21 protein-coding genes are annotated in these 20,795 nt (G+C 67.3%); 12 read left to right on the top strand and 9 right to left on the bottom strand.

The genetic code is table 11. The features are described 5' to 3' along the window. Positions 1 to 4 precede the first annotated feature (4 nt). The 4 genes from GKZ92_RS18420 to GKZ92_RS18405 form a co-directional block, all read right to left on the bottom strand. Complete coding sequence (locus tag GKZ92_RS18420; RefSeq protein WP_006360326.1) at positions 5 to 805, bottom strand: FadR/GntR family transcriptional regulator; 801 nt, start codon at positions 803 to 805, stop codon at positions 5 to 7. Between the two features lie 175 nt (positions 806 to 980). Further along, the gene (locus tag GKZ92_RS18415) at positions 981 to 1,901 is read right to left on the bottom strand and encodes an amidohydrolase family protein (protein WP_035753463.1); all 921 of its coding nucleotides are present in this window, start codon (positions 1,899 to 1,901) and stop codon (positions 981 to 983) included. Positions 1,902 to 1,947: 46 nt separating this feature from the next. Further along, positions 1,948 to 2,940 (bottom strand): alcohol dehydrogenase catalytic domain-containing protein, encoded by a 993-nt coding sequence (locus GKZ92_RS18410; protein ID WP_035753466.1) that lies wholly within the window; start codon positions 2,938 to 2,940, stop codon positions 1,948 to 1,950. Positions 2,941 to 2,944: 4 nt separating this feature from the next. After that, entirely contained in the window at positions 2,945 to 3,586 is a 642-nt protein-coding gene (locus GKZ92_RS18405; RefSeq protein WP_035753467.1) for a PaaI family thioesterase, read from the bottom strand. 194 nt (positions 3,587 to 3,780) lie between these two features. Between GKZ92_RS18405 and GKZ92_RS18400 the strand changes: the two genes are divergently transcribed. The 4 genes from GKZ92_RS18400 to GKZ92_RS18385 are packed head-to-tail and all read left to right on the top strand — an operon-like array spanning position 3,781 to position 8,870. Continuing rightward, positions 3,781 to 4,578, top strand: a complete 798-nt coding sequence (locus GKZ92_RS18400; RefSeq protein WP_035753469.1) for a 1-acyl-sn-glycerol-3-phosphate acyltransferase — start codon at positions 3,781 to 3,783, stop codon at positions 4,576 to 4,578. Between the two features lie 21 nt (positions 4,579 to 4,599). Then, positions 4,600 to 6,249 carry an AMP-binding protein gene (locus tag GKZ92_RS18395; RefSeq protein ID WP_035753472.1) on the top strand — a complete coding sequence of 550 codons (1,650 nt, stop codon included), beginning with the start codon at positions 4,600 to 4,602 and terminating at the stop codon, positions 6,247 to 6,249. A gap of 3 nt (positions 6,250 to 6,252) precedes the next feature. Next, a complete protein-coding gene (locus GKZ92_RS18390) occupies positions 6,253 to 7,701 on the top strand; it encodes a wax ester/triacylglycerol synthase domain-containing protein (RefSeq protein WP_155225511.1) in 1,449 nt (482 codons plus the stop codon). Continuing rightward, the gene (locus GKZ92_RS18385; protein ID WP_035753474.1) at positions 7,698 to 8,870 is read left to right on the top strand and encodes an alpha/beta hydrolase family protein; all 1,173 of its coding nucleotides are present in this window, start codon (positions 7,698 to 7,700) and stop codon (positions 8,868 to 8,870) included. The genes GKZ92_RS18390 and GKZ92_RS18385 overlap by 4 nt, the downstream gene beginning before the upstream one ends. A gap of 26 nt (positions 8,871 to 8,896) precedes the next feature. On the opposite strand, the gene GKZ92_RS18380 is transcribed toward GKZ92_RS18385, so the two are convergent. Genes GKZ92_RS18380 through GKZ92_RS18360 form a run of 5 tightly spaced genes read right to left on the bottom strand, consistent with a single transcriptional unit; the run spans position 8,897 to position 13,776 of the window. Next, positions 8,897 to 10,249, bottom strand: coding sequence for an alpha/beta hydrolase domain-containing protein (locus GKZ92_RS18380; RefSeq protein WP_035753476.1), 1,353 nt, complete (start codon positions 10,247 to 10,249; stop codon positions 8,897 to 8,899). After that, complete coding sequence (locus GKZ92_RS18375) at positions 10,246 to 10,635, bottom strand: carboxymuconolactone decarboxylase family protein (RefSeq protein WP_035753484.1); 390 nt, start codon at positions 10,633 to 10,635, stop codon at positions 10,246 to 10,248. The genes GKZ92_RS18380 and GKZ92_RS18375 overlap by 4 nt, the downstream gene beginning before the upstream one ends. After that, on the bottom strand, positions 10,632 to 11,513 hold the full coding sequence (locus GKZ92_RS18370) for an NAD(P)-dependent oxidoreductase (RefSeq protein ID WP_006360316.1): 882 nt from the start codon (positions 11,511 to 11,513) through the stop codon (positions 10,632 to 10,634). Before GKZ92_RS18370 ends, GKZ92_RS18375 begins: the two co-directional genes overlap by 4 nt. Continuing rightward, positions 11,510 to 12,250 (bottom strand): SDR family oxidoreductase, encoded by a 741-nt coding sequence (locus tag GKZ92_RS18365; RefSeq protein WP_006360315.1) that lies wholly within the window; start codon positions 12,248 to 12,250, stop codon positions 11,510 to 11,512. The genes GKZ92_RS18370 and GKZ92_RS18365 overlap by 4 nt, the downstream gene beginning before the upstream one ends. A gap of 59 nt (positions 12,251 to 12,309) precedes the next feature. Next, positions 12,310 to 13,776, bottom strand: coding sequence for an aldehyde dehydrogenase (locus GKZ92_RS18360; RefSeq protein WP_035753614.1), 1,467 nt, complete (start codon positions 13,774 to 13,776; stop codon positions 12,310 to 12,312). A gap of 64 nt (positions 13,777 to 13,840) precedes the next feature. Between GKZ92_RS18360 and GKZ92_RS18355 the strand changes: the two genes are divergently transcribed. From GKZ92_RS18355 to GKZ92_RS18320, 8 genes are read left to right on the top strand one after another with little or no spacing between them, the layout of a single operon-like run. Further along, the gene (locus GKZ92_RS18355) at positions 13,841 to 14,422 is read left to right on the top strand and encodes a TetR/AcrR family transcriptional regulator (protein WP_006360313.1); all 582 of its coding nucleotides are present in this window, start codon (positions 13,841 to 13,843) and stop codon (positions 14,420 to 14,422) included. Next, on the top strand, positions 14,422 to 15,666 hold the full coding sequence (locus tag GKZ92_RS18350) for a cytochrome P450 (RefSeq protein WP_035753487.1): 1,245 nt from the start codon (positions 14,422 to 14,424) through the stop codon (positions 15,664 to 15,666). The genes GKZ92_RS18355 and GKZ92_RS18350 overlap by 1 nt, the downstream gene beginning before the upstream one ends. Further along, complete coding sequence (locus tag GKZ92_RS18345) at positions 15,666 to 16,502, top strand: SDR family oxidoreductase (RefSeq protein WP_006360311.1); 837 nt, start codon at positions 15,666 to 15,668, stop codon at positions 16,500 to 16,502. Before GKZ92_RS18350 ends, GKZ92_RS18345 begins: the two co-directional genes overlap by 1 nt. Further along, complete coding sequence (locus tag GKZ92_RS18340; RefSeq protein ID WP_006360310.1) at positions 16,499 to 17,866, top strand: cytochrome P450; 1,368 nt, start codon at positions 16,499 to 16,501, stop codon at positions 17,864 to 17,866. The genes GKZ92_RS18345 and GKZ92_RS18340 overlap by 4 nt, the downstream gene beginning before the upstream one ends. Then, the gene (locus GKZ92_RS18335) at positions 17,866 to 18,063 is read left to right on the top strand and encodes a ferredoxin (protein WP_006360309.1); all 198 of its coding nucleotides are present in this window, start codon (positions 17,866 to 17,868) and stop codon (positions 18,061 to 18,063) included. Before GKZ92_RS18340 ends, GKZ92_RS18335 begins: the two co-directional genes overlap by 1 nt. 11 nt (positions 18,064 to 18,074) lie before the next feature. Continuing rightward, positions 18,075 to 18,620: a nuclear transport factor 2 family protein gene (locus tag GKZ92_RS18330; RefSeq protein ID WP_035753617.1), complete on the top strand. Its 546-nt coding sequence runs from the start codon at positions 18,075 to 18,077 to the stop codon at positions 18,618 to 18,620. A gap of 6 nt (positions 18,621 to 18,626) precedes the next feature. Then, on the top strand, positions 18,627 to 19,895 hold the full coding sequence (locus GKZ92_RS18325; RefSeq protein WP_006360307.1) for a hypothetical protein: 1,269 nt from the start codon (positions 18,627 to 18,629) through the stop codon (positions 19,893 to 19,895). Continuing rightward, a complete protein-coding gene (locus GKZ92_RS18320; protein WP_035753491.1) occupies positions 19,892 to 20,785 on the top strand; it encodes an SDR family NAD(P)-dependent oxidoreductase in 894 nt (297 codons plus the stop codon). Before GKZ92_RS18325 ends, GKZ92_RS18320 begins: the two co-directional genes overlap by 4 nt. Positions 20,786 to 20,795 lie beyond the last annotated feature (10 nt).

The raw sequence follows: 20,795 nt of genomic DNA, 5'->3' as shown, positions 1-20,795 counted from the left end.
GACCTCACATCCACTGGACGAGTTCGTCGGACCGTTCCGGGTGACGTTCCCGGAACCGTTCGACGACCTCGCTGATGTGGTCGTGCATCAGCGTCTCGGCCTTGCGCGGCCGGCCTGCGATGATCGCCTTGGCGATGTCGGCGTGGTCGTGGCTCATCGCGTCGTCCTCGGGGATGGTGTCGCGGCCCGTTCCGAGCACGTGTTCGACGACGATGTGGTCGATGGCTTGGGTCAGCAGGGTGAGCACCCGGTTGCCGCTGAGTTCGGCGATCACTGCGTGAAAGTTGTTGAGGTCGCTGAAGATCTCGCTCTCCTCATGCTCCTCGACATCGTAATCGAGGAACCGCGCGAAGGCCGCCTCCTTCAATCTGCGGTCCTCCAGCCGGGCGACCTTGGCCGACAGCTGCGGCTCGAGGATCTTCCAGGTGTCGAAGACCTCGTCGTACGTCGCGCCGGCGAGGTGGAAGTACAGGGTCGCGGTGCGCGCGAGGTAGGACGCATTGAGCGCGCTCACGAACGGGCCTCCACCCGGACCGCGCTTGAGCGTGATCAGACCCTGGACCTCGAGGATGCGCAACGCCTCACGCAGCGTCTCGCGGCTCACCGAGTAGTTGGCGAGCATGTCGCTCTCGGCAGGGAGTCGGTCGCCCCGTCGTAGGCCGAGACTGACGATGTCGGAGACGATCGCCGCGGCGGTGGTTTCCGACGCCTTCGGGGCACGCGTGGTCTCGGACCTCGCCGAGGAATGCATCTCTCCCGGGTTGTAGATGATCGGGAGGCCGGTGCGGGCCAGTTCGCGTGTCATCATCGACCTCTTCAATTGCGGTGAAACTGGCCCGGAGCCGCTGGCTGGAATCCGATCGGTTGCACTTTACGTGGTTGCCGGGACAAGACTCGGACAAATCGTACGAGTGAATGAAACCCCGCTACGTGTTCTAACACGCGGTCGGCATCGGCGCAGGGGAGCGCATGTCTGCGGTTCAGTGCTGCTCGATCGCGAACAACCGAGCCCCGTTGCGGTAGAACACATTGCGCAACCAGTCGTCGTCCATGCCGAGGCCGGTGATCACCTCGAGGGCATGCGTGTAGCCGTAGGGGATGTTGGGGAAATCGCTACCGAAGAGGATCTTGTCCCCGGCGTCGGCGAGGCGTGACCGCAGATCGGCGGGGAACGGGGCGTTCTCCTCGGCGAAGTCGGTGAACGCCATCGTGGTGTCGAGGTGGACGTTCGGGTATTCGAGTGCGAAGTCCAGGAAGGGCTCGTACTCGGGCATGCCCATGTGCGCAATGATCAGCGGCAGCGACGGGAACCGGTGCAGCAGAGCGCGAATCGGTTCCGGTCCGGTGTGGTTTCCGGGTGCGGGACCCGAACCGCAGTGGATGATCACCGGCACCTGCGTGTCGGCGATCTGCGACCACACGCCGTCGAGCAGCGAATCCATGGGGGAGTAGTCGCCGACCTGGATGTGGGACTTGAACACCCGTGTCCCGGCCTGGATGGCACGGGATACGTACGCGGTGGCCGATTCCTCCGGGTAGAAGGTCGCGGTGTGCAGACAGTCCTCGTGGTGGGCGGCGAAATCGTTGGCCCAGCCATTGAGCCACTCCGCCATGTCGGGCTTGTGTGGGTAGACGAGCGACGAGTAGGCGCGGATCCCGAAATCGCGCAGTGTCGACACCCGGACGTCTTCGTCGGCGCGGTAGGTGATGGGCCACTCGCGTCCGACGAGCGGGCCCGCGGAGTCGAAGTAGGCCCACACCTTGTCCATCACCGGACGTGGCATGAAATGCGTGTGGACGTCGACGATGCCCGGGAGGTCGAGGTCCTGCCAGACCGCGCGCACGCGATCCGCCTCGTGGGAACTGAACGGCACTGGGGACTCCGGAACGGCACTGTTCACCTGTACGACGGTACGCCCGGCGTCGGGCCTGGGGCACGGCGGCCGGTCAGCCGACGGCGGGGGAGATCAGCACCTTCCGATGGTCGTTGGGCGCCGACAGTTCGGTGAACACACGATGCACCGCATCGAGCCCGACGATCTCGCTGACCAGTGTCGACGACCCCACCGCGCCGCGGTTCAGTTCACCGGCAGCGGTGTCGAACTCGGCCTTCGTGTAGTAGGAGACGAAGTCCATCGACGCCTCCTTGACGATACCGGCGACGGGCATGAAGTGGTCGTCGCTCAGGCACACGCCGGCGACGACGATTCGTCCGTGCGTGCTCACCGCGTCGAGAGCCGCGGCGATCATCCCGGGTTTGCCGACGCATTCGATCACCACGTCGAATCCGTCCCGGATCTGCTCGATCACCGACTCCGGTGTGTGGACCTCGGACGCGCCGGCATCGAGTGCCGCGGCGCGACGACCGGGGGAGGGGTCGGAACAGATGACCTCGCCCGCGGTCCCGCGCGACAACCAGTGCAGCACAGCTGTCCCCACCGGACCGGCACCGAGGACGAGGACGCGGTCGCCGGATTCGACCGCAGCGCGCGTCACGGCGTGCAGGCCGACCGCGAGGGGTTCGACCAGTGCGCCTTCGACCGGGTCGATGCCGTCGATGCGCACGCTCTCGGCGGCACCGACGACGACGTACTCGGCCAAGGCGCCCGGCAACACACCCAGTCCGAGCGTGCGCGCGGACGGGCACCGCGCGACGTCGCCGGTCAGACAGGCGCGACACCGGTGGCAGCCTCGGACAGGCATCGACGCGACCTGGTCACCGACGCGGAACCCCGGCGCCGCGTCGGGGCCGACCGCTGCGACCTCACCCGCGAACTCGTGACCCATCACGGTGCCGGCGGGCAGGAACGGTGCGGTCGACAGATCGGAGCCGCAGATGCCGTTCGCGGCGACCCGGAGCACGAGTTCGCCGGGGCCGGGCGTCGGATCGGGGAGTTCCACGATCTCGAATCCGTCCGCCGAGGTGACCGCCGCCCTCATGGCCTCAGCCCGCCGACCAGCGCACCGGCGGGGCGTCGAGCGCCGATCGCGGCACGATGAAGACGCCCTCGGCCTCACAGGTCACACCCTCGGCGTCGGAGATGGTGCCGCGCGCGATGCGTTTGCGGCCGGTCTGCTCGGTGACCCAGGCCCGCGCGGTCAGCGCGCCCAGCCGGGTCGGACGGAGGTAGCGGATGGTGATGGTCCCGGTGTAGCAGGCGCTCTCGTAGCTGGCGGCGTTGCCGAGGAGGTGGTCCAGAAGCATCGCGCAGACACCGCCGTGCACACATCCCGGCGGGCCCTCGTAGGCCGCGCCCAGGGTGAACTCACAGCGCACCCCGTCGTCGACATGTTCGACGTTCAGCGGCGGCGCGAGGGCGTTGCGTACCCCGATGACCGCGTTTCCCCAGGCCATACCGGTGTTCTCGCGCGTGTGCCGCACCCCGTACGGCCCGTCCATCTGCTCTGACCGCAGATCGGCGACGATCTCGGCGATCCTCCGCTGGGCGACGGCGAGGGCGTCCTCACCGACTTCGGTCCTGATCACCGCGTCGACCAGGTCGCGGACGGTGTCGGTCAGGGGTGTGTAGACCCCGCGACGGCGCTCGACCTCGGCTTCGGCGATGTCCTCGAGGATGAACTGCATATGGCTACCCATCAGTAGGTGTGGCATAGGTAACGCCGACTGGCGACGTGCACTAGAACGTGTTCTAATTCAACACTAGAACGTGTTCTAGTTTTCCGCTTTCGCGGACATCGACCACCAGGTCATCCAGCCCGAGGTGACACGTCAGGAGCGGTGATCCGCCACCCGGAGACACAACCACAGGAGTTACGACGATGAGCGCCGGCACCTTCGACCTCACCGCCCGCGACGAGACCTGGGTCAAGCGGGTCCTGCCCGTCCTGAGACTCGTGGCCAAGAAGTACTTCCGGTCCGAGGTCCGTGGCATGGACAAGGTCCCCGACGGGGGTGTCCTGCTGGTCTCCAACCATTCCGGTGGCCTGATGGCCTTCGACGTCCCGGTGATCAGCGTGGCCTTCGCCGACGAGTTCGGAGCCGAACGGCCGCTGTACACGCTCGCGCACGACCTGATCTTCACCGGCGCGGGCAAGGACGTCTTCGGCAAGTTCGGCTTCCTGCCGGCCCATCCCAAGAACGCCGTCGCCGCGCTCGAGGCGGGCGCCGCGACCATCGTGTTCCCCGGCGGTGAGTGGGAGGTGCTGCGTCCCACCAGCGAGTCCGCGACCATCGACTTCCACGGTCGCACCGGCTACATCCGCACGGCCCTCGAGGCGGGCGTCCCGATCGTCCCCATCGTCACCATCGGCGGCCAGGAGACCCAGCTCTTCCTCAACCGCGGTGACGCCCTCGCCAAACTGCTCAAGCTGGACAAGCTGCTGCGCATCGACAGTGCGCCATTCGCCTTCGGCTTCCCGTTCGGGCTCACCGCTCATTTCCCGCCCAACATCCCGTTGCCCTCGAAGCTCGTCACCGAGGTCCTCGACCCCATCGACATCACCGCCGAGTTCGGGACGAATCCCGACCACGACGAGGTGGACCAGATGATCCGCAAGCGCATGCAGCACGCCCTCGACGGGCTCGCCCGCGAGCGCCGGTTCCCGGTTCTCGGCTGACCACAACAAAGGAGATCGACGATGATCAACCAGCTCCGCGATCGCGTCACCACCTACACGTGGCTCGTTCGCACCCTCATCCGAAGTGGCTTCCTCGGCTCACTGCGACTCGACCGGTACATGCGGATGGGTCTCAACCTGCGGCGCCACGGCGGCGCCTCCCCGGTCAGCGGCATCGGTCTCGCCGCAGCTCGCGCCCCGAAGGGGCTCGCCCTCGTCGATGAGGCGGGTGAGCTGACGTGGGGAGAGCTCGACGCCCGCTGCGACGCACTGGCCGTCGGACTGCGCGAGCTCCCCGGCGCTTCGGTGAACACCGTCGCCATCCTCTGCCGCAACCACCGCGGCCTCATCGAGTCCCTTGCCGCGACATCGCGTCTCGGCGCCGACGCGGTGCTGCTCAACACCGGTTTCGCCGGACCGCAGCTCGCCGACGTCCTCGAACGCGAGGGCGCCGACGTCCTGATCGCCGACGACGAGTTCGAGGCGGTCATCGCCCCTGCGGCAGACCGTCTTCCGGAGCTCCGTCGCGTCCACGCCTGGACCGAGACCAGTCCGGTGTCCGGAGACACGACCTACTCGCTCATCGACGCGAACCTCGGCCGACGCCCCGCTCGCCCCGAGCGTGCCGGCCGCATCGTGCTGCTGACCTCGGGTACCACCGGCGCCCCCAAGGGTGCACGCCGGGGTGGCAGCACAGACATCGCCTCGCTGGCCGCGATGCTCGACCGCATCCCTTGGCGCGCAGGCGAATCCACGGTCATCGCCGCACCGATCTTCCATGCCTGGGGCTTCGGGCAGGTGGCCATCTCGGCGACCATGACGTGCACGATGATCATGCGTCGGCGCTTCGACCCGGAGGCCACCCTCGACCTCGTCCGCGAGCACGAGGCGACCGGACTCGCCGTCGTGCCGGTGATGCTCGAACGCATCATGGATCTCCCCGACGAGGTCCTCGACACCCATCCGATGCCGAGTCTGCGGTTCGCCACCGCGAGCGGTTCACGGATGCGCACCGACGCCCTGGTCGCCTTCCTCGACCGTTTCGGCGACGTCGTCTACAACAGCTACAACGCCACCGAGGCCGGACTGATCAGTACCGCCACACCTGAGGACCTGCGCGTCGCCCCGGACACCGCAGGACGACCGCTGACGGGCACCAGCGTCCGCATCCTCGACGACGACGACCGCGAACTGCCGACCGGCGAGATCGGCCGCATCGTGGTCGCCAACAACTCCGGTTTCGACGGCTACACCACCGCCGACACCAAGGCGTTCAGCGACGGGCACATGGTGTCCGGCGACGTCGGACGGATCGACGAGAACGGCCGCCTGTTCGTCGTCGGCCGCGACGACGAGATGATCGTGTCCGGTGGCGAAAACGTCTACCCACTCGAGGTCGAGCAGGTCATCGGAGTCCTCGACGAGGTCCACGAGGTCGTGGTGATCGGCGTCGACGACGAGAAGTTCGGTCAGCGCCTGGCCGCCTATGTGGTGCGCGCCCCGCAGACCCTCATCGGCGCCGACCAGATCCGGCAGCACGTCAAGGAACAGCTGGCCGGGTTCAAGGTCCCCCGCGACGTCCACTTCCTCGACGAGCTGCCCCGCAACGCCACCGGCAAGATCCTCAAGCGCGATCTGCAGTCCGCCACCCCGGAACGAAAGGTGAGCTGAACGATGAACGCACGTAACACACTCCGCGTCACCGAGCTGTTGGCCGGCACCGACGCCACCCCGCACGACGCCGAGCGCATGACCGGTCCGGATGCACTGATGCTCAATATGGAGTCCCCGTCGAATCCGATGCACACGCTGAAGGTCGCGGTGCTCGACACGACCCGACGGGGCCGTCCGCTCACACTCGACGAGATCGCCGATGTGGTCCCGTGCTACCTCGGGATGTTCCCTCGCGCCACCCAGCGGGTGCGCTGGGTTCCCGGATGTTCTGCACGCCCGTTCTGGGTGCAGGACAACGACTTCGACGTCACCCGTCACATCGATGAGATGGAGATCGCGGCTCCGGGAGGGCGTGCCCAACTCGACGCGATGCTGTCCGAACTCGCCGTGCGGCAGCTGGACCGCGAACGGCCGCTCTGGGGGCTCACCCTGGTCCACGGTCTGGAGGGCGGTCGTCAGGCTGTCGTGGTCCGCGTCCATCACGCGGTGGCCGATGGGCTGGCGGCGCTCAACACGTTCATGGCGGCCACCGCCGAACCCGGCGAGCGGATTCACCCGGCACCCATCTCCGAGGCCCTCGAGCAGGACACGAGGACCCTCACGAAGGCGGCACGCGCGGAGTCGCGGCGCCTGGTCCGTCGACTCCCGTCCGTGGTCTCGGCGGGGCGGCGCGCGGTGCGGGCGCGACGCGAGGCGGCCAACGGTGACCTGATCCCCAAGCCGCTGACGGTGCGTCGCACCAGCTTCAACGCCCGCAGCGGGGCCGACCGCGTGTGTGCGTCGGCCGACATCGCACTCGCAGACGTCCAGCGGATCGCGCTGGCCGCGGGCACCACGGTGAACGGTGCGCTCCACGGCGTGATCGCCGGAGCGATCCGCAACGAGCTCCTCGCCCGGGGTGAGGAACCCGGTGACTCCGTGACCATCTTCGGGGTCTGCAAGGACCTCGCGTCGAATCGGGTGCACGGCAACGAGATCGCCGCCGCCATGGCGTATCTGCGCTCCGACCTGGCCGATCCGGTGGAACGGATCGTCGCGACGGGCGAGAGCTGCGGAGCCACCGTCGCGTGTCGTCGGGAGGTCGGTTTCGAACTGACCGAGAAGCTCGCCACCTACACCGGCCGGCTCGGCCCGCAGTTCCGCGGGCTGGCCGCCCATCAGATGCCGGTGGTGATGAACAACATCACCACCGCCAACATGCCCGGCCCGCGGACGACGCGCTGGATCGGTGACATCGAAGTGGTCGACTGGATCTCGTTCGCACTGGCCATTGCGCCCGCGGATGTGAACCTGACGACCTACAGTTACGCCGGACGGCTCAGCATGGGACTCATCGCGACACCGGAATCCATGCCTGATCCGGCCGGGTTTCTCCGCCGGGTCGTCGAGGCCGTCGACGAGGCGACCGATGCTCTCGGTATCGGCGCCATGGCACAGGAGGCCAGTTGATCGACTGGGAGACCGAGCGGGCCCGGCTGGGATTGTTCGCGGGCGTGCTGCCTCGCGCGATCGGCAGCTCGTTGGCCGCGAGACGGGGAAATCCGGAGACGGGTGTCCCGGCGGCCGGCTGCGGACCGCGGCAGATCGGGGAGACCGCGATCGACGAGATGTTCATCGCGATCAACTCCGTGATCCGGGACATTCCGCCGATGGAGTCGGTCGAGGACATGGTGGCGCGATGCGCCGACGTCGCCGAGGAGTTCGTACGCCTCGGACCCGCTGGGATTCATCGGGATCCGGGTCTGCCCCGCATACTCTCGCGCGACCGCAAGGTCTTCGGTACCACGTCGTTCGAGCACATCGACTTCTCCGTCGACGCGAAGCTGCCGGCGTCGGTGGCGTCCCTGGACCCGTATGCCGACGGCATCTCGTCGGTCCGGGTGATGACCAAGAACCGGGCCGGTACCCGATGGCTCATCTGGGTACACGGCGCGGCGCAGGGGCGGCCGGACGATCTGTACGCCTTCCGGGCGGCCCACCTGCACAAGAAGCTCGGCTACGACGTCGCCTTCCCGGTGCTGCCCGCACACGGTGGTCGGCGCGTGACGAAGGTGTCCTACCCGGGTTTCGACCCCCTCGTGAACACGCTCATCACCATCCGCGCCGTCGCCGAGATCCGGTCGTTGATCAGCTGGATCGAGCAGCACGACCCCGCCGAGATCGCCATCGCCGGGACATCTCTGGGTGGGCCGATCGCCGCGCTGGTCGCCTCGATGGACCCGCGCGTCGCCACCGTTCTCGCGGTGGTGCCGATGCTGGACATGCACGCGACGCTGGCCCACCACATGTCCCGCGGCGGACCCAAGGGTGAGCACCTCGCATCGTTGATGCGCGACGAGTCGGTGCGGGAAGTCGCAAGTGTCATCAGCCCGCTGCGGGTCCAACCGATAGCGCCGCCCGATCGCCGGATGGTCGTCGCCGCTCTCAACGACCGCGTGACCTGGGTGTCGGCGGCACAGCAACTCCACCAACACTGGGGCGGTCGCATCCACTGGTACCCCGGAAGCCATGTCGGTCACGCCATCTCGACCGGCATCCGGCACGCGACGGACGGTTTCCTCAGCGAACCCGCCCGCCCCGCCGGCCCGGCGGCGGAAGGCCGGCGCGCGGCGTTCTGAGTCGGTTTCCCGTGACGGGGTGCGCGCTACTCGGGCACCGACTCCGGGTTCGCGTCGGCGATCAGTTCGTCACGGTCTTCGACGAGCACGAATCCTGCGGCGATGGCCGCATCGGCGGCGTCGCGGTAGTGCTTCTCGTATTCGTCGCGGGTGCCGTAGCGTTCGGCGAGGAGATGTTCCGGCACCGGGTGGGTCGACCCGAACAGCAGACAGAGTCGGGAGATCGGTTCGGAGACAACGCCGCTCAGTACCTGGGTCGGTGCGTCGACGCAGGGGGTGCGGACGCCGCCGAGAACGTTGCCGATGTCGTCGACCTCGAACTCGGGCTCGGGAGTCGTGACGCCTCGGAGACGCAACGGGTCGGCGGCGGGTGGCGGATTCCCGCCGCCGGCCCACGCACGGAGGTGGCGGAGGCCGGCGCGCAGCACGAAGCGCTGCTGACCGCGGTTCACCGGGTCGGGGCAGCCGAGGAATTCCTCGAAGTCACCGATCTGATGCAGGTCGGCATGCGAGGTGCCGGCGATCTCCCACGCCCGCAGACGACCGGTGTCCGGTTGGCGCACGAGGTGGTAGCGGAAGTTGGTCAGCACATCGGTCTCGGTCTGGACGACGAGAACCGGCGCGTCGAGATCGGTGCGGATCGTGGTGGGTTCGCCGCTGAACACGGTGCTCACGTCGATCCCGGTACCGACCTCGCCCGCGGGAAGCCCTGCAGCAGCGCGACTGTGGATGAGGAACCCGTCGAAATCCCCATCTCCGGCAACCGCATTGACGTAGGTGGTCAGTGCCATCGCAGACTGGGATTCGCCGACCGCGAGCACCGAGCCGACGGTGAGCCCGGCGAGCGGGTGGTCCGGGGTCGGGCTCTCTCCGGAGTGGTCACCGCGGACCGCGAGGCCGATCGAACGGAAGATGTCGTAGCAGTACGCATCACCGGGATGATGCAGGCCTGCGTAGCGATCGGGGTCCTTGGCGGCGAGGCTCTGGGGTTCACCGGTGGCGACGCCCACTGATCCGGTGCCGCCCTCGATGCCGACGTACTGCGCCGACACTCCCACCCAGGCATAGCCGGCACGCACCAGCTCTGCGGCGACATACGAGTACTCCGGTGCGGCATCGCTGCCGCTGCTCACGTTCAGCCACTCCACGACGGCGCAGCCGTTGAACGCGGCCGCGTCGGCGGGGCGTCGGACGACGAGCCGCGTCGTGAACTCGGCTGGTGGCGTGTCCGCGTCGCCGACGAGCCGCCGGGCCAGTCCCGACGCCGCGTACTCGGTGTCGGTGTATCCGGCGGCCACGAGGTCGGGGACCGGCGAGGCGCTCAGGAGCGACGAACCCTTGCCGTCGGTCAGGGGGCGAAACGTGATCTGCTGGTTCACTTCTGCTTCCGGTGCTTCTTGATGACCTCACCGAACATGAAGTGCATTTTGGTTCCCTGGGGCCAGCCGATGTAGTAGCAGAGGAAGAGGCTGATCTCCTCGAGCTGCTCGGGCGTGAGTTCGCCGTTGCCGAGTGCGGCACCGGCCTGGATCTCGGCGACGTCGATGTTGTTGCTCGCCGCGAGTGCACCGAGCAGTAAAAGTCGCCGATCCCGGTCGGAGAGGCCCTCGCGCGCCCACACGTTGCCGAACACCTGGTCGGCGGTGTGGGCGAAGTAGTCGCCTGGACCGTCGCTCATCTCCCAGCCGTAGACCTCGGACATCCGCTTGAGGCCGCGTTTGCGCACCTCGTCGGGTGCTTCGTCGGAGATGTTGGAGCGGGTCATGCGGTTTCTCCTTCGAGGTGGGGGACACCGAGCCCGGGGGCCAGCTCGCGGAGTGCGATCTGGCCGAGGGGCAGATCGACGCCGAGGTCGTCGGCGAGTGCGAGTGCTAACGACAGGTCCTTCTCGCCCAGTGTACGAACGCCGGTGAAGATGCCGTACCACGGATCGTCGGCGTCGAGTGTCGCCGTGGTCTCGCGCAGCATGATGGCGCCGGCACCGCCGGTGATGGCGTCGGTGTGCCGAACGACCCTGCCCAGCTTGGTGATGTCGAGCCCGGCGGCCTCGGCGAGTCGCGCGGCTTCGGTGGTGGCGGTGAACGAGATGAAGTGCAGGAGGTTGCGGGCGAGCTTCATCTTGGTGCCCGCGCCGACCTCGGCTCCCGCGTGCACGAGCATGTCCGAGGTGAGCCGGAAGGGCTCCTTCAGCTTCTCGTAGGCGTCGCGCGGGCCGCCGACCATGATCGCCAGCCGTCCCGACGCCGCGCCCATCGCGCCGCCGGAGATCGGGGCGTCGAGAAGGATGACATCGCGTTCTGCGCACTGCTTCGCGAGATCGATCGCGGTGTCCGGGCCGATGGTCGAGTGGACGGTGATGATGGTGCCCGGGCGGGCCGTCGACAGGAGTCCGTCGGCACCGGTGACCACCGACCGGACCTGCTCGTCGTTCAGGACGCAGATACCGATGATGTCGGCGGCGGAGGCGAGTTCGGCGAGCGAACCGGCCGCCTTCGCACCCTTGTCGACGACCTTGGCGATCGCCTCCTCCGACAGGTCGAACACCGTGAGGCCGCCCGGCCAGGCGGCCAGGCTGCCGGCCATCGGGCCACCGATGTTGCCGAGGCCGACGTACCCCAGCCGGATCGGGGTCTCCTCTGTCATGACCGGATGACCTGCCCGCCGTCCACGTTGAAGATCTGCCCGGTGATCCAGCCGGCCTCCTCGGACAGCAGGAACAGGCACATCCCGACGAGATCTTCCGGCGTGCCGAACCGCTTGAGCGGCAGACGGTTCACGATGTCGGCGACCATCTCCTTGGGCGTGGTGGTGCGGGTGGCCTCGGTGTCGATGGGGCCGGGGGCGATCGCGTTGACGCGGATGTTCTGGCCGCCGAGTTCGGTCGCGAGCTGCTGGGTCAGGCCGTTGACGCCGACCTTCGCCAGACCGTAGAAGCCGCTGTACAGCCATGCGGCGGTGGAGGACTGGTTGACGATCGCCCCGCCGCCGTTGGTCATGTGCGGGTAGACCGCGCGGGTCACGTTGAGCGCACCGTCGAGGTTCACGCTCATGAACTTCTTGTAGTAGTCCCACGGCACGGTGATGAGGAAATCGAGCTTCATCCCGCCGTAGATCGCAGCGTTGTTGACCAGGCCGTCGATCGAACCGTAGGCGTCGACAGTCGCCGCGGCGAGAGCTTTCGCCGACTCCTCGTCGGCGACATCGGTGCTGACGTACAGGCCACCGATGTCGGCGGCGACCTGCTTGCCCTTCTCGTCGGCGAGGTCGGCGACCACGACGTTGGCGCCCTCGGCGGCCAGTGCCCGTGCGTAGGCCTCACCGATACCGCCGGCGGCGCCGGTCACGATGATGGTCTTGTTCTCGAAACGCTTGGAACTCATTGTCCTGCTTCCTGTATTGGTATTGCTCCCTGAGGTGCGAGCTTGCGAGCCACGAAGGTTCAGGCGGGCCGCGCGACGGCCTTGGTCTCCAGGTATTCCTCGAATCCGGCGACGCCCATCTCGCGACCGATGCCGGACTGTTTGTAGCCGCCGAACGGGACGTCGGCGGAATACCAGATGCCGCCGTTGACGCCCATGGTGCCGGTGCGAACACCGTTGACCACCTTGTTGATCCGATTCTCGTCGGTGCCGTAGACCATGCCCGACAGTCCGTAGGGGGAGTCGTTGGCGATGCGGATCGCGTCGTCGTCGCCGTCGTGGGCGATGATCACCAGGACTGGACCGAAGATCTCCTCCTGCGCGACGCGTGCCGAGTTGTCGAGTCCGGAGATCAGCGTCGGTTCGACGAAGAAGCCCCTGGATTTGTCGGCCGGACGGCCGCCGCCGATCTCGATCGTGCCGCCTTCCTGCTTGGCGATCTCGATGTAGGACTCGACGCGTTGACGCTGGCGCTCGGAGATCAGCGGCCCGCAGATCGTGCCCGAACTCGTCGGGTCACCGGCCGGCAGACCGGCCAATGCGTCGCGGGTCGCGGTGATCGCCTCGTCGAGCTTGGTGCGCGGGACCACGAGTCGCGTGGTGATCGCACAGCCCTGACCGGCGTGGGTGACGACGTTGAAAGCGGCCATCGCGCAGGCCGAACCGATGTCGGCGTCGTCGAGCACGATGAACGCGGACTTACCGCCCAGCTCGAGGAAGACCTTCTTCAACGACTCCGACGCCGCGGCCATCACCTTCTTGCCGGTCGCGGTGGAGCCGGTGAAAGAGACGAGGTCGACGCGGGGATCGGTGGACAGCTGCTCGCCGAGCCGGTGGTCGGTGGAGGTGACGATGTTCAGGACGCCGGGCGGGAAGTCGGTCTCCTCGGCGACGACCTTGCCGACCAGTGCTGCGCACCACGGGGTGTCGGGTGCGGGTTTGAGGACGACGGTGCACCCGGCGGCGAGGGCCGGCCCGATCTTGGCGAAGTTGATCTGGTGCGGGAAGTTCCACGGGGTGATCGCCCCGACGACGCCGATCGCTTCCGACCGCAGCTCGCGATGGTTCTTGATGCCCATCGGCTTGGCCGTGCCGAGATCGCGTGTCCACTCGTAACTCTCGGCGAGATCGGCGAAGTAGCCGAGATCGGTGACGGGACCCTCGAATTGCGGGCCGTGGGTGAGGAACGACGGGCAGCCGACCTCGGCGATCGTCAGCTCCCGGAACTCGTCGGTGTGGGCGAGCAGGGCGTCGCGGAGCTGGCGAAGGCAGCGGGCACGGAAGGCGTGGTCCCGCGACCAGTCGGTGGTGTCGAAGGCGGTGCGCGCGGCGGCGATCGCGGCGTCCATGTCGGCGGCGGTGGCCTCGGCAGCCTGCCCGATGACCTCCTCGGTCGCCGGGTTGACGACGTCGAAGACACCACCGCTGCCGGGGGTGAGTTTGCCGTCGATCAACAGGTCCGACGCGGATTCGGGGCGAAGGGTCATGAGCTGGAACTCCATCTGGACAGGTGTCTGGACTCGCGTTCAAACCTAGTGTAGCGTGGCTCACATGTCCAGCCCCGTGTCCCAGGAATCCACACGTCGCCGCCTGACACAGCAGCAGGCCGAGACGGTCGCGCGACTCACCGACGCGGCGGTCGACGTGTTGAACGCCGAGGGATTCGACGGGCTCACCGTGCGTTCGGTGGCCAAGCTCGCGGGCGTCGCACCCGCCACGGCGTACACGTACTTCTCGTCGAAGAGCCACCTGGTGGCCGAGGTCTTCTGGCGTCGGCTGTCCGCGGGCGTCTCCGAACCCGACCCGGCCGCCACGCCGGCCGAGCGGGTCGCCCAGGTGCTTCGCGAGGTCGCCCTCGTCGTCGCCGGAGAGGGGCAGCTCGGCGGCGCGGTCACCGTTGCGCTGCTGGGAACCGATCCCGACGTCGAGCATCTGCGCGTTCGCATCGGCGCGTTCATCCGTCGGCGTCTGGCGGCCGCGCTCGAGGAAGACCCGGAGAATCCGGGTCCATTGCTCGACACCCTGGAGATGATCTACTCCGGCGGCCTCGTCTACGCCGGCATGGGGCACATGACCTATGAGCAGACATCCGAACGTCTTGTCGCCGCAGCACATCTACTGATGGAGAAGTGATGACCGAAACGACATCGGTGCCGGGGATGGAGCGGGCGCTCCCCTTCGACCCGTATGCCTACGACTTTCACGAGGATCCGTATCCGACCTATGCGCGGCTCCGCCGGGAGTCGCCGGTCTACTACAACGCCGAGATGAACTTCTGGGCCCTGGCCAACCACGCCGACGTCCGCGCGGGATTCCGTGATGTGCAACGGTTCTCGAACAGCTGGGGCGTGTCGATGGACCCCTCGGCGTACGGGCCCGACGCGCACAAGTCGATGTCCTTCCTCGCGATGGACGACCCCAAGCACATGCGGATCCGCAAGCTCGTGTCGAAGGGCTTCACGCCGCGCCGTGTCAACGACCTGACCGGCCGGATCACCGCGCTGACGCACCAGCACTGGAGCAAGTGCCTCGACATGGGCGAGTTCGACTACGTCCACGACTTCGCCGCGCTCCTGCCGATGGATGTGGTCTCCGAGCTGCTGGGCGTTCCCGAGGCCGACCGTACGGATCTGCGTCACCAGTCCGATCTGCTCCTGCATCGCGAGGACGGCGTCCTCGACATCCCCGAGGCCGCGATCTACGCCTACATCGAACTGCACAAGTACTACTCGGAACTCATCGCCGACCGGCGGAAGAATCCCGGCGAGGATCTGGTCTCGGCCCTGATCGAGGCCGAGATCGACGACGACGAGACCGGGGAGAAGATCAAGCTCACCGAGGACGAGATCGTCGGCTTCATGGTGCTGATGGTGGTCGCGGGCAACGAGACGACCACCAAACTGCTTGCCAACGCCCTGTATTGGGGCGGGCGCAATCCCGACGAGCTCGCCAAGGTGTTCGCCGACCCCGAACTCGCGGTCCCGCAGTGGACCGAGGAGACGCTGCGCTACGACAACTCGACGCAGATCGTCGTGCGTCGCGTGGTCGAGGACGCACCGTACGGGGACTACGTGATCCCGGCCGGCGACCGCGTACTCCTCCTCGTCGGCTCGGCGAACCGCGATGAAGAGGTCTTCGGTCCGGACGCCGACAAGTACGACATCGGTCGCGACAACGGGCAGGCGCTGATGAGCTTCGGCCTCGGCGCGCACTTCTGCCTCGGCGCCCATCTCGCTCGCCTGGAGGCCAACATCGGTCTCGGCGAGGTGATCCGGTCGATCCGCTCGGTCGACATCGACATCGACAGGGCGGTCCGTGTGCACTCGGTCAACGTGCGCGGCTTCGCCGAACTCCCCGTGAAAGTGACGGTGCGCTGATGGCTTTTCGTCCTCATCCCGAACGTCGACCGGTTCTGGTCGCAGGAGCGTCGTCGGGAATCGGAGCGGCAACCGCCGAACACCTCGCCGCCGCAGGCCATCCGGTCGCCCTCGCGGCCCGGCGCGTCGAGAAGCTGCAGGAGTTGGCCGACAAGATCATCGCCGCGGGTGGCGAAGCGGTTGCGGTGCCGCTCGACGTGACCGACGAACAGTCGGTCATCGACTGTGTCGCGAAGGCGGAGGCCGCGCTGGGTGAACTCGAGATCGTGGTCGCCGGTGCCGGTGACCTCGCGGTCGGACTCTCCTATGAGACGAGCCCGGAGCACTTCGCCGATCAGGTCAACATCCACCTCACCGGCGCCTACCGCATCTACCGTGCGGTCATCGGCGGCATGATCGACCGTGCGCGAGGTGATTTCGTATTCATCGGCTCCGATGTCGTGCTCCATCCGCGGCCCTGGTCGTCGGCCTATGTGGCCGCGAAGTCGGGTATCGACGGACTGGTCTCGACCATCCAGCTCGAACTCGAGGGCACCGGCGTGCGTGCGGGTGTGGTCCGGCCGGGACAGACCTTGACCGGCATGGGCATGAATCTCGACCCGAAGACCACCGAGGACATGCTCAACGACTGGATCAAGCACGGTCTGGCGCGGCACGGCAACTTCCTCGAACCGCGCCACATCGCGCTCGCCGTCGCGGCCATGGTCACCATGCCGCGCGGCGCCCACATGCGCGCGGTCGAGGTGGAGGCCGAAGGGGCCGTCTCCCGCGACCGGAGTTCCGGCAAGACACAGCAAGACACACAGTCGACGAAGGACAAGGGGACCGATCGATGACCGCGATCACCGAATCAGGCCTGAAGAAGCCGCCTCGCGTTTCCGGGGGCGAGGGCGAACACGGACATCTCGACGAGCTCGCCACCGACCCGATCTCGCTGTTCTGGCGCGTCCGGGAGGAATGCGGCGACGTCGGCCTGTTCCAACTCGCCGACCGCGAGGTGGTGTTGGTGTCCGGGGCCGCGGCGAACGAGGAGTTCTTCCGCGCCCCCGAGGAGGACCTCGACCAGGCGGCCGCCTACCCGTTCATGACGCCGGTGTTCGGCGAGGGGGTCGTCTTCGACGCGAGTCCCGAGGAACGCTCCAAGGCGATCCACAACTCGGCCCTCAAGGGCGCCCACATGAAGCAGCACGCGGTGACGATCCCCAACGAGGTGGAGCGCATCATCGCCGAGTGGGGCGACGAGGGTGAGATCGACCTGCTCGACTTCTTCTCCGAACTGACGCTGTACACCTCGTCGGCGTGCCTTATCGGACGCAAGTTCCGCGAGCGTCTCAGCGCCCACATCGCCCACCTCTTCCACGACCTGGAGAAGGGCACCGACCCGATCGCCTACGTCGACTACAACGCCGACATCGAGAGCTTCCGCAAGCGCGACGAGGCACGCGCCGAGCTCGTCGAGTTCATCCAGGGCGTGATGGACGAGCGCATCGCGAACCCGACTCAGGACAAAGAAGATCGCGACCTGATGGACGTGCTCGTCCAGGTCGGCTTCGACGCGAACACGGTCACCGGCATGTTCATCTCGATGATGTTCGCCGGCCATCACACCACATCGGGCACCGCGGCCTGGACGCTGATCGAGTTGCTGCGCAACCCGGATTACATGAAGCGCGTCTACGACGAACTCGACGAGATCTACGGCGACACCCCCGACGGCGAACGTCCCGAGTACACCTTTGCCCACACCCGGCAGATGCCGCAGCTCGAGAACGCGCTGAAGGAGGCGCTGCGACTGCACCCGCCGCTGATCATCCTGATGCGCGTGGTGCAGAGAAACTTCCATGTCGAGGACTACGAGATCGCCGCCGGTCAGTCGATCGCGGTGTCGCCCGCGGTCTCCAACCGTCTGCCCGAGGACTTCCCGGATGCCGACGCCTTCGACCCCGACCGGTACGAGAAGCCGCGGCAGGAGGATCTGGTCAACCGCTGGACCTGGATTCCGTTCGGCGCCGGCCGACACCGTTGTGTCGGTGCGCAGTTCGCGATCATGCAGCTGAAGGCGATCTTCTCGGTGCTGTTCCAGAACTACGAGTTCGAGATGTTGCAGCCGTCCGAGAGTTACCAGAACGACCACTCGAAGATGGTGGTTCAGCTGCAGCAGCCCTGCCGCGTTGCCTACCGCAAGCGTCAGGATCGCTGATGCGCGTCGAGGTCGATCTGGATCTGTGCCAGGGGCACGGCATGTGCGAGCTCGAGGCCCCCGAGGTCTTCGCCGCCCATATGGACCATGTGGAGATCCTCGACGCCAACCCCGACGAATCCCGGCGAGCCGAGGTCGAGGCCGCCGTGCAGTACTGCCCGACGCAAGCGTTGCGTCTCATCGAAGATGACGAGTGAAGGTGGAACACATGTCTTTTGACCGTGCGGAACTGGAAGAGATGAAGGAACGGTGGCTGGCCGCCAACATCGAGGCGGAGAAGGCGGGGGACTGGAAGCCGCTCGCCGAGTTCTACACCGAGGACGCCACCTACGGCTGGAACTACGGCCCCAAGAAGGACTTCATGGCCGTGGGCCGCGAAGAGATCCGCGAGCTCGCGCTCGGTCAGGAGATGGAGGGCCTCGAGGGCTGGGAGTATCCGTATCAGGCATGGGTCATCGACGAGAAGACCGGCGACATGATCGGCCTCTGGAAGCAGGTCTACGAGGGCACCCGTGAGGACGGCAGCCATTACGCGCTCGAGGGCATCCAGGGCAGCTGGTTCAAGTACGGCGGCAACTTCCAGTTCTCCTGGCAGCGTGACTTCTTCGACTACGGCAACGTCTCCGCCCTGTTCATCGAGATGATGAAGAACAACGCGATGAGCGACGGAATGCTCAAGCGGGTGGAGAAGGCGGCGCCGGGCAACCTGCCGGGGTGGTACGACTTCGGTAAGGCGCCGGTCGCGTTCTGGTGACCTGACATGACTTCCACAGCCCCGACCTATCAAGGTCTGAGTCAGGCGCAGCTCGCCGTCCTGGTCCCCGAACTCCTGCTGTCCGGTCAGATGATCGACCGCAGCGGTATGGCCCACCTCATCAGCGCTTTCGGTCGAGATGTGATGGGCAGGATCGCCATCGAGGAATGGATGGCCGCGAGCCCGGTGTACACGCATCGCGTTCGGACGGCACTCGGAGTCGACGGTGACGGCGTTGAGGACATGTTCAAATGTCTCCAGCTCGACATCGGTGCACCGCCGCAGTTCATGGACTTCCGGTACCGCGTCGACGACAAGTACCACGGATCATTCATCCTCGATCATTGCGGCGCCCTGCTCGACGTCGAACCGCTCGGCGACGAGTACGTCACGACGATGTGCCACGACATCGAGGACCCGACCTTCGACGCGACGGCCATCGCGACCAACCGCCGGGCGCGTATCCGACCGGTGCATCGGCCACCTCGACGCCCCGTCGACCGGACTCCGCACTGCGAGTGGACGGTCACCATCGAACCGGACCGCGACGAACTGCCGCTTCCCCCGGATGCCGAGGAGATGTTCGGGACGCGCGCCGGCCAGATCGAGCTGTCCGCGATCGACGCGGCGTCGACCGACGGCTGGGTCGACTACCGAGGGCCACTCGTCGAGGATCTGCAGTTCGCGGAGTGGTCGACGTCGGCACTGGCGCGGATCGCGGAAGAGGTTGCGCTGCAACATCAGCTGCTGTCCCTCGGCTTCCTGATCAGCCTGCGGCGGTATGCGGAGAGCGAAGATCAGGTCGTCGAGATCTTCCGTAAGCAGCTGATCGGGATCGCCGGTCTCGCGGCGGACCGGATTCGCGCGGCCCTCGAGCTGTCGACAGACGCCGAAGGCCTGGCGCAGGTGCTGGCGCTGCATCCGTGCTTCGGGCCGGCGCAGTACACCGGTCTGACCGCGACCGCCGACGGCGACACCGTCTCCGTCCGGCTGCCCAGGGAATCCGACGCCATGACCGACGGCGGATGGATGTCGCTTCTCACGCCGGATCATCTGGAACCACTGCAGGCCGCCGCGACGGCGGTGAGTCCGTACCTGCGTGTCGAGGGTGCCGTCGAGACCGAGGATGCGCTCGAGATCCGGATCGTCACCTCGGACACGGCGCAGAAGGAGAGCGGCGAGGTGGCGATCGCACGGTTCAGCGGCGGCGCGAGTTTCGAGTTCGTCGATCGAGGCCGCTCGATCCCGATCACGCCGGTCGGCAGCTCGGCGTGAATCCGGACGGCGGCTGGTCTCCCGGGGCTGCCGGACTGGGCGGCCGGGTCGCCGTGATCGCGGGCGCCACCCGCGGGATCGGCCTCGCGGTGGCGTATGCGCTGGCAGGCCAGGGAGTTTCGGTCGTCGTCAACGGACGTGACGGAGATGCGCTCGAGGAGACCGTCGCGGAGATCCGCGGCGGCGGGGGACAGGCCGTCGGCGTCCGCGGCTCGGCCGGTGACGACGCCGTCGCCCAGCAGATGGTCGACGCCGCGCTCGGCGAGTTCGGCGCACTCGACATCGCCATCAACTGCGCGGGCATCGCCGAACCCGCCGGGTCGACGGTCCTGACCATCACCCCCGACGAGTTCCGGGCCCAGGTGGACGGACACCTCATGTCTGCGTTCCACCTCCTCCAGGCCGCGGGACGGGTCTTCGTCGAGCAGGGTTCGGGGTCGATCGTGCTCACCGGCTCGGCTGCGTCGCTCGGGATGTTCGGCGGCAGCGGCTATCCCGCGGCGAAGGGCGGCGTCAACGCGCTGGCCCTCGCCGCCGCCGCGGACCTGGCCGAACACCACGTCCGGGTCAACGTCGTGATGCCCGGCGCCAAGTCGCGGCTGTCGACCGGCGACGACTATGTCGCCCACATCGAGGGCCTGCATCGTCGGGGGATTCTCGATGACCTGACCCGGGAGGCCGCCCTCGATCCGGCGCCGCCGGAATACGTGGCACCGCTGTACGTCTTCCTGGCCAGCGATGTCGCCGAGCACGTCACCGGCAGCATCTTCAGCGCCGCAGGCGGTTTCATCGGACGGTTCGAGACACAGCAGGCGAGCTTCATCGCCTACCGCGATCACAAGGACACCTCGCCGTACAGCCTCGGCGAGCTGGCGGAACTCCTCGGCTGACCTGAATTTT

The organism is Gordonia sp. 135 (genome assembly GCF_009720185.1).
Classification (GTDB): domain Bacteria; phylum Actinomycetota; class Actinomycetes; order Mycobacteriales; family Mycobacteriaceae; genus Gordonia; species Gordonia alkanivorans.
This window is presented reverse-complemented; position numbering and strand designations above follow the sequence as displayed.

What these genes read in the sequence shown, in the direction of transcription:
- GKZ92_RS18420 (WP_006360326.1), bottom strand. Translation starts at nt 805, where the DNA reads ATGACACGCGAACTGGCCCGCACCGGCCTCCCGATCATCTACAACCCG.
- GKZ92_RS18410 (WP_035753466.1), bottom strand. Translation starts at nt 2,940, where the DNA reads ATGAGGGCGGCGGTCACCTCGGCGGACGGATTCGAGATCGTGGAACTC.
- GKZ92_RS18405 (WP_035753467.1), bottom strand. Translation starts at nt 3,586, where the DNA reads ATGCAGTTCATCCTCGAGGACATCGCCGAAGCCGAGGTCGAGCGCCGT.
- GKZ92_RS18400 (WP_035753469.1), top strand. Translation starts at nt 3,781, where the DNA reads ATGAGCGCCGGCACCTTCGACCTCACCGCCCGCGACGAGACCTGGGTC.
- GKZ92_RS18395 (WP_035753472.1), top strand. Translation starts at nt 4,600, where the DNA reads ATGATCAACCAGCTCCGCGATCGCGTCACCACCTACACGTGGCTCGTT.
- GKZ92_RS18390 (WP_155225511.1), top strand. Translation starts at nt 6,253, where the DNA reads ATGAACGCACGTAACACACTCCGCGTCACCGAGCTGTTGGCCGGCACC.
- GKZ92_RS18375 (WP_035753484.1), bottom strand. Translation starts at nt 10,635, where the DNA reads ATGACCCGCTCCAACATCTCCGACGAAGCACCCGACGAGGTGCGCAAA.
- GKZ92_RS18370 (WP_006360316.1), bottom strand. Translation starts at nt 11,513, where the DNA reads ATGACAGAGGAGACCCCGATCCGGCTGGGGTACGTCGGCCTCGGCAAC.
- GKZ92_RS18365 (WP_006360315.1), bottom strand. Translation starts at nt 12,250, where the DNA reads ATGAGTTCCAAGCGTTTCGAGAACAAGACCATCATCGTGACCGGCGCC.
- GKZ92_RS18360 (WP_035753614.1), bottom strand. Translation starts at nt 13,776, where the DNA reads ATGACCCTTCGCCCCGAATCCGCGTCGGACCTGTTGATCGACGGCAAA.
- GKZ92_RS18355 (WP_006360313.1), top strand. Translation starts at nt 13,841, where the DNA reads ATGTCCAGCCCCGTGTCCCAGGAATCCACACGTCGCCGCCTGACACAG.
- GKZ92_RS18350 (WP_035753487.1), top strand. Translation starts at nt 14,422, where the DNA reads ATGACCGAAACGACATCGGTGCCGGGGATGGAGCGGGCGCTCCCCTTC.
- GKZ92_RS18345 (WP_006360311.1), top strand. Translation starts at nt 15,666, where the DNA reads ATGGCTTTTCGTCCTCATCCCGAACGTCGACCGGTTCTGGTCGCAGGA.
- GKZ92_RS18340 (WP_006360310.1), top strand. Translation starts at nt 16,499, where the DNA reads ATGACCGCGATCACCGAATCAGGCCTGAAGAAGCCGCCTCGCGTTTCC.
- GKZ92_RS18335 (WP_006360309.1), top strand. Translation starts at nt 17,866, where the DNA reads ATGCGCGTCGAGGTCGATCTGGATCTGTGCCAGGGGCACGGCATGTGC.
- GKZ92_RS18330 (WP_035753617.1), top strand. Translation starts at nt 18,075, where the DNA reads ATGTCTTTTGACCGTGCGGAACTGGAAGAGATGAAGGAACGGTGGCTG.
- GKZ92_RS18325 (WP_006360307.1), top strand. Translation starts at nt 18,627, where the DNA reads ATGACTTCCACAGCCCCGACCTATCAAGGTCTGAGTCAGGCGCAGCTC.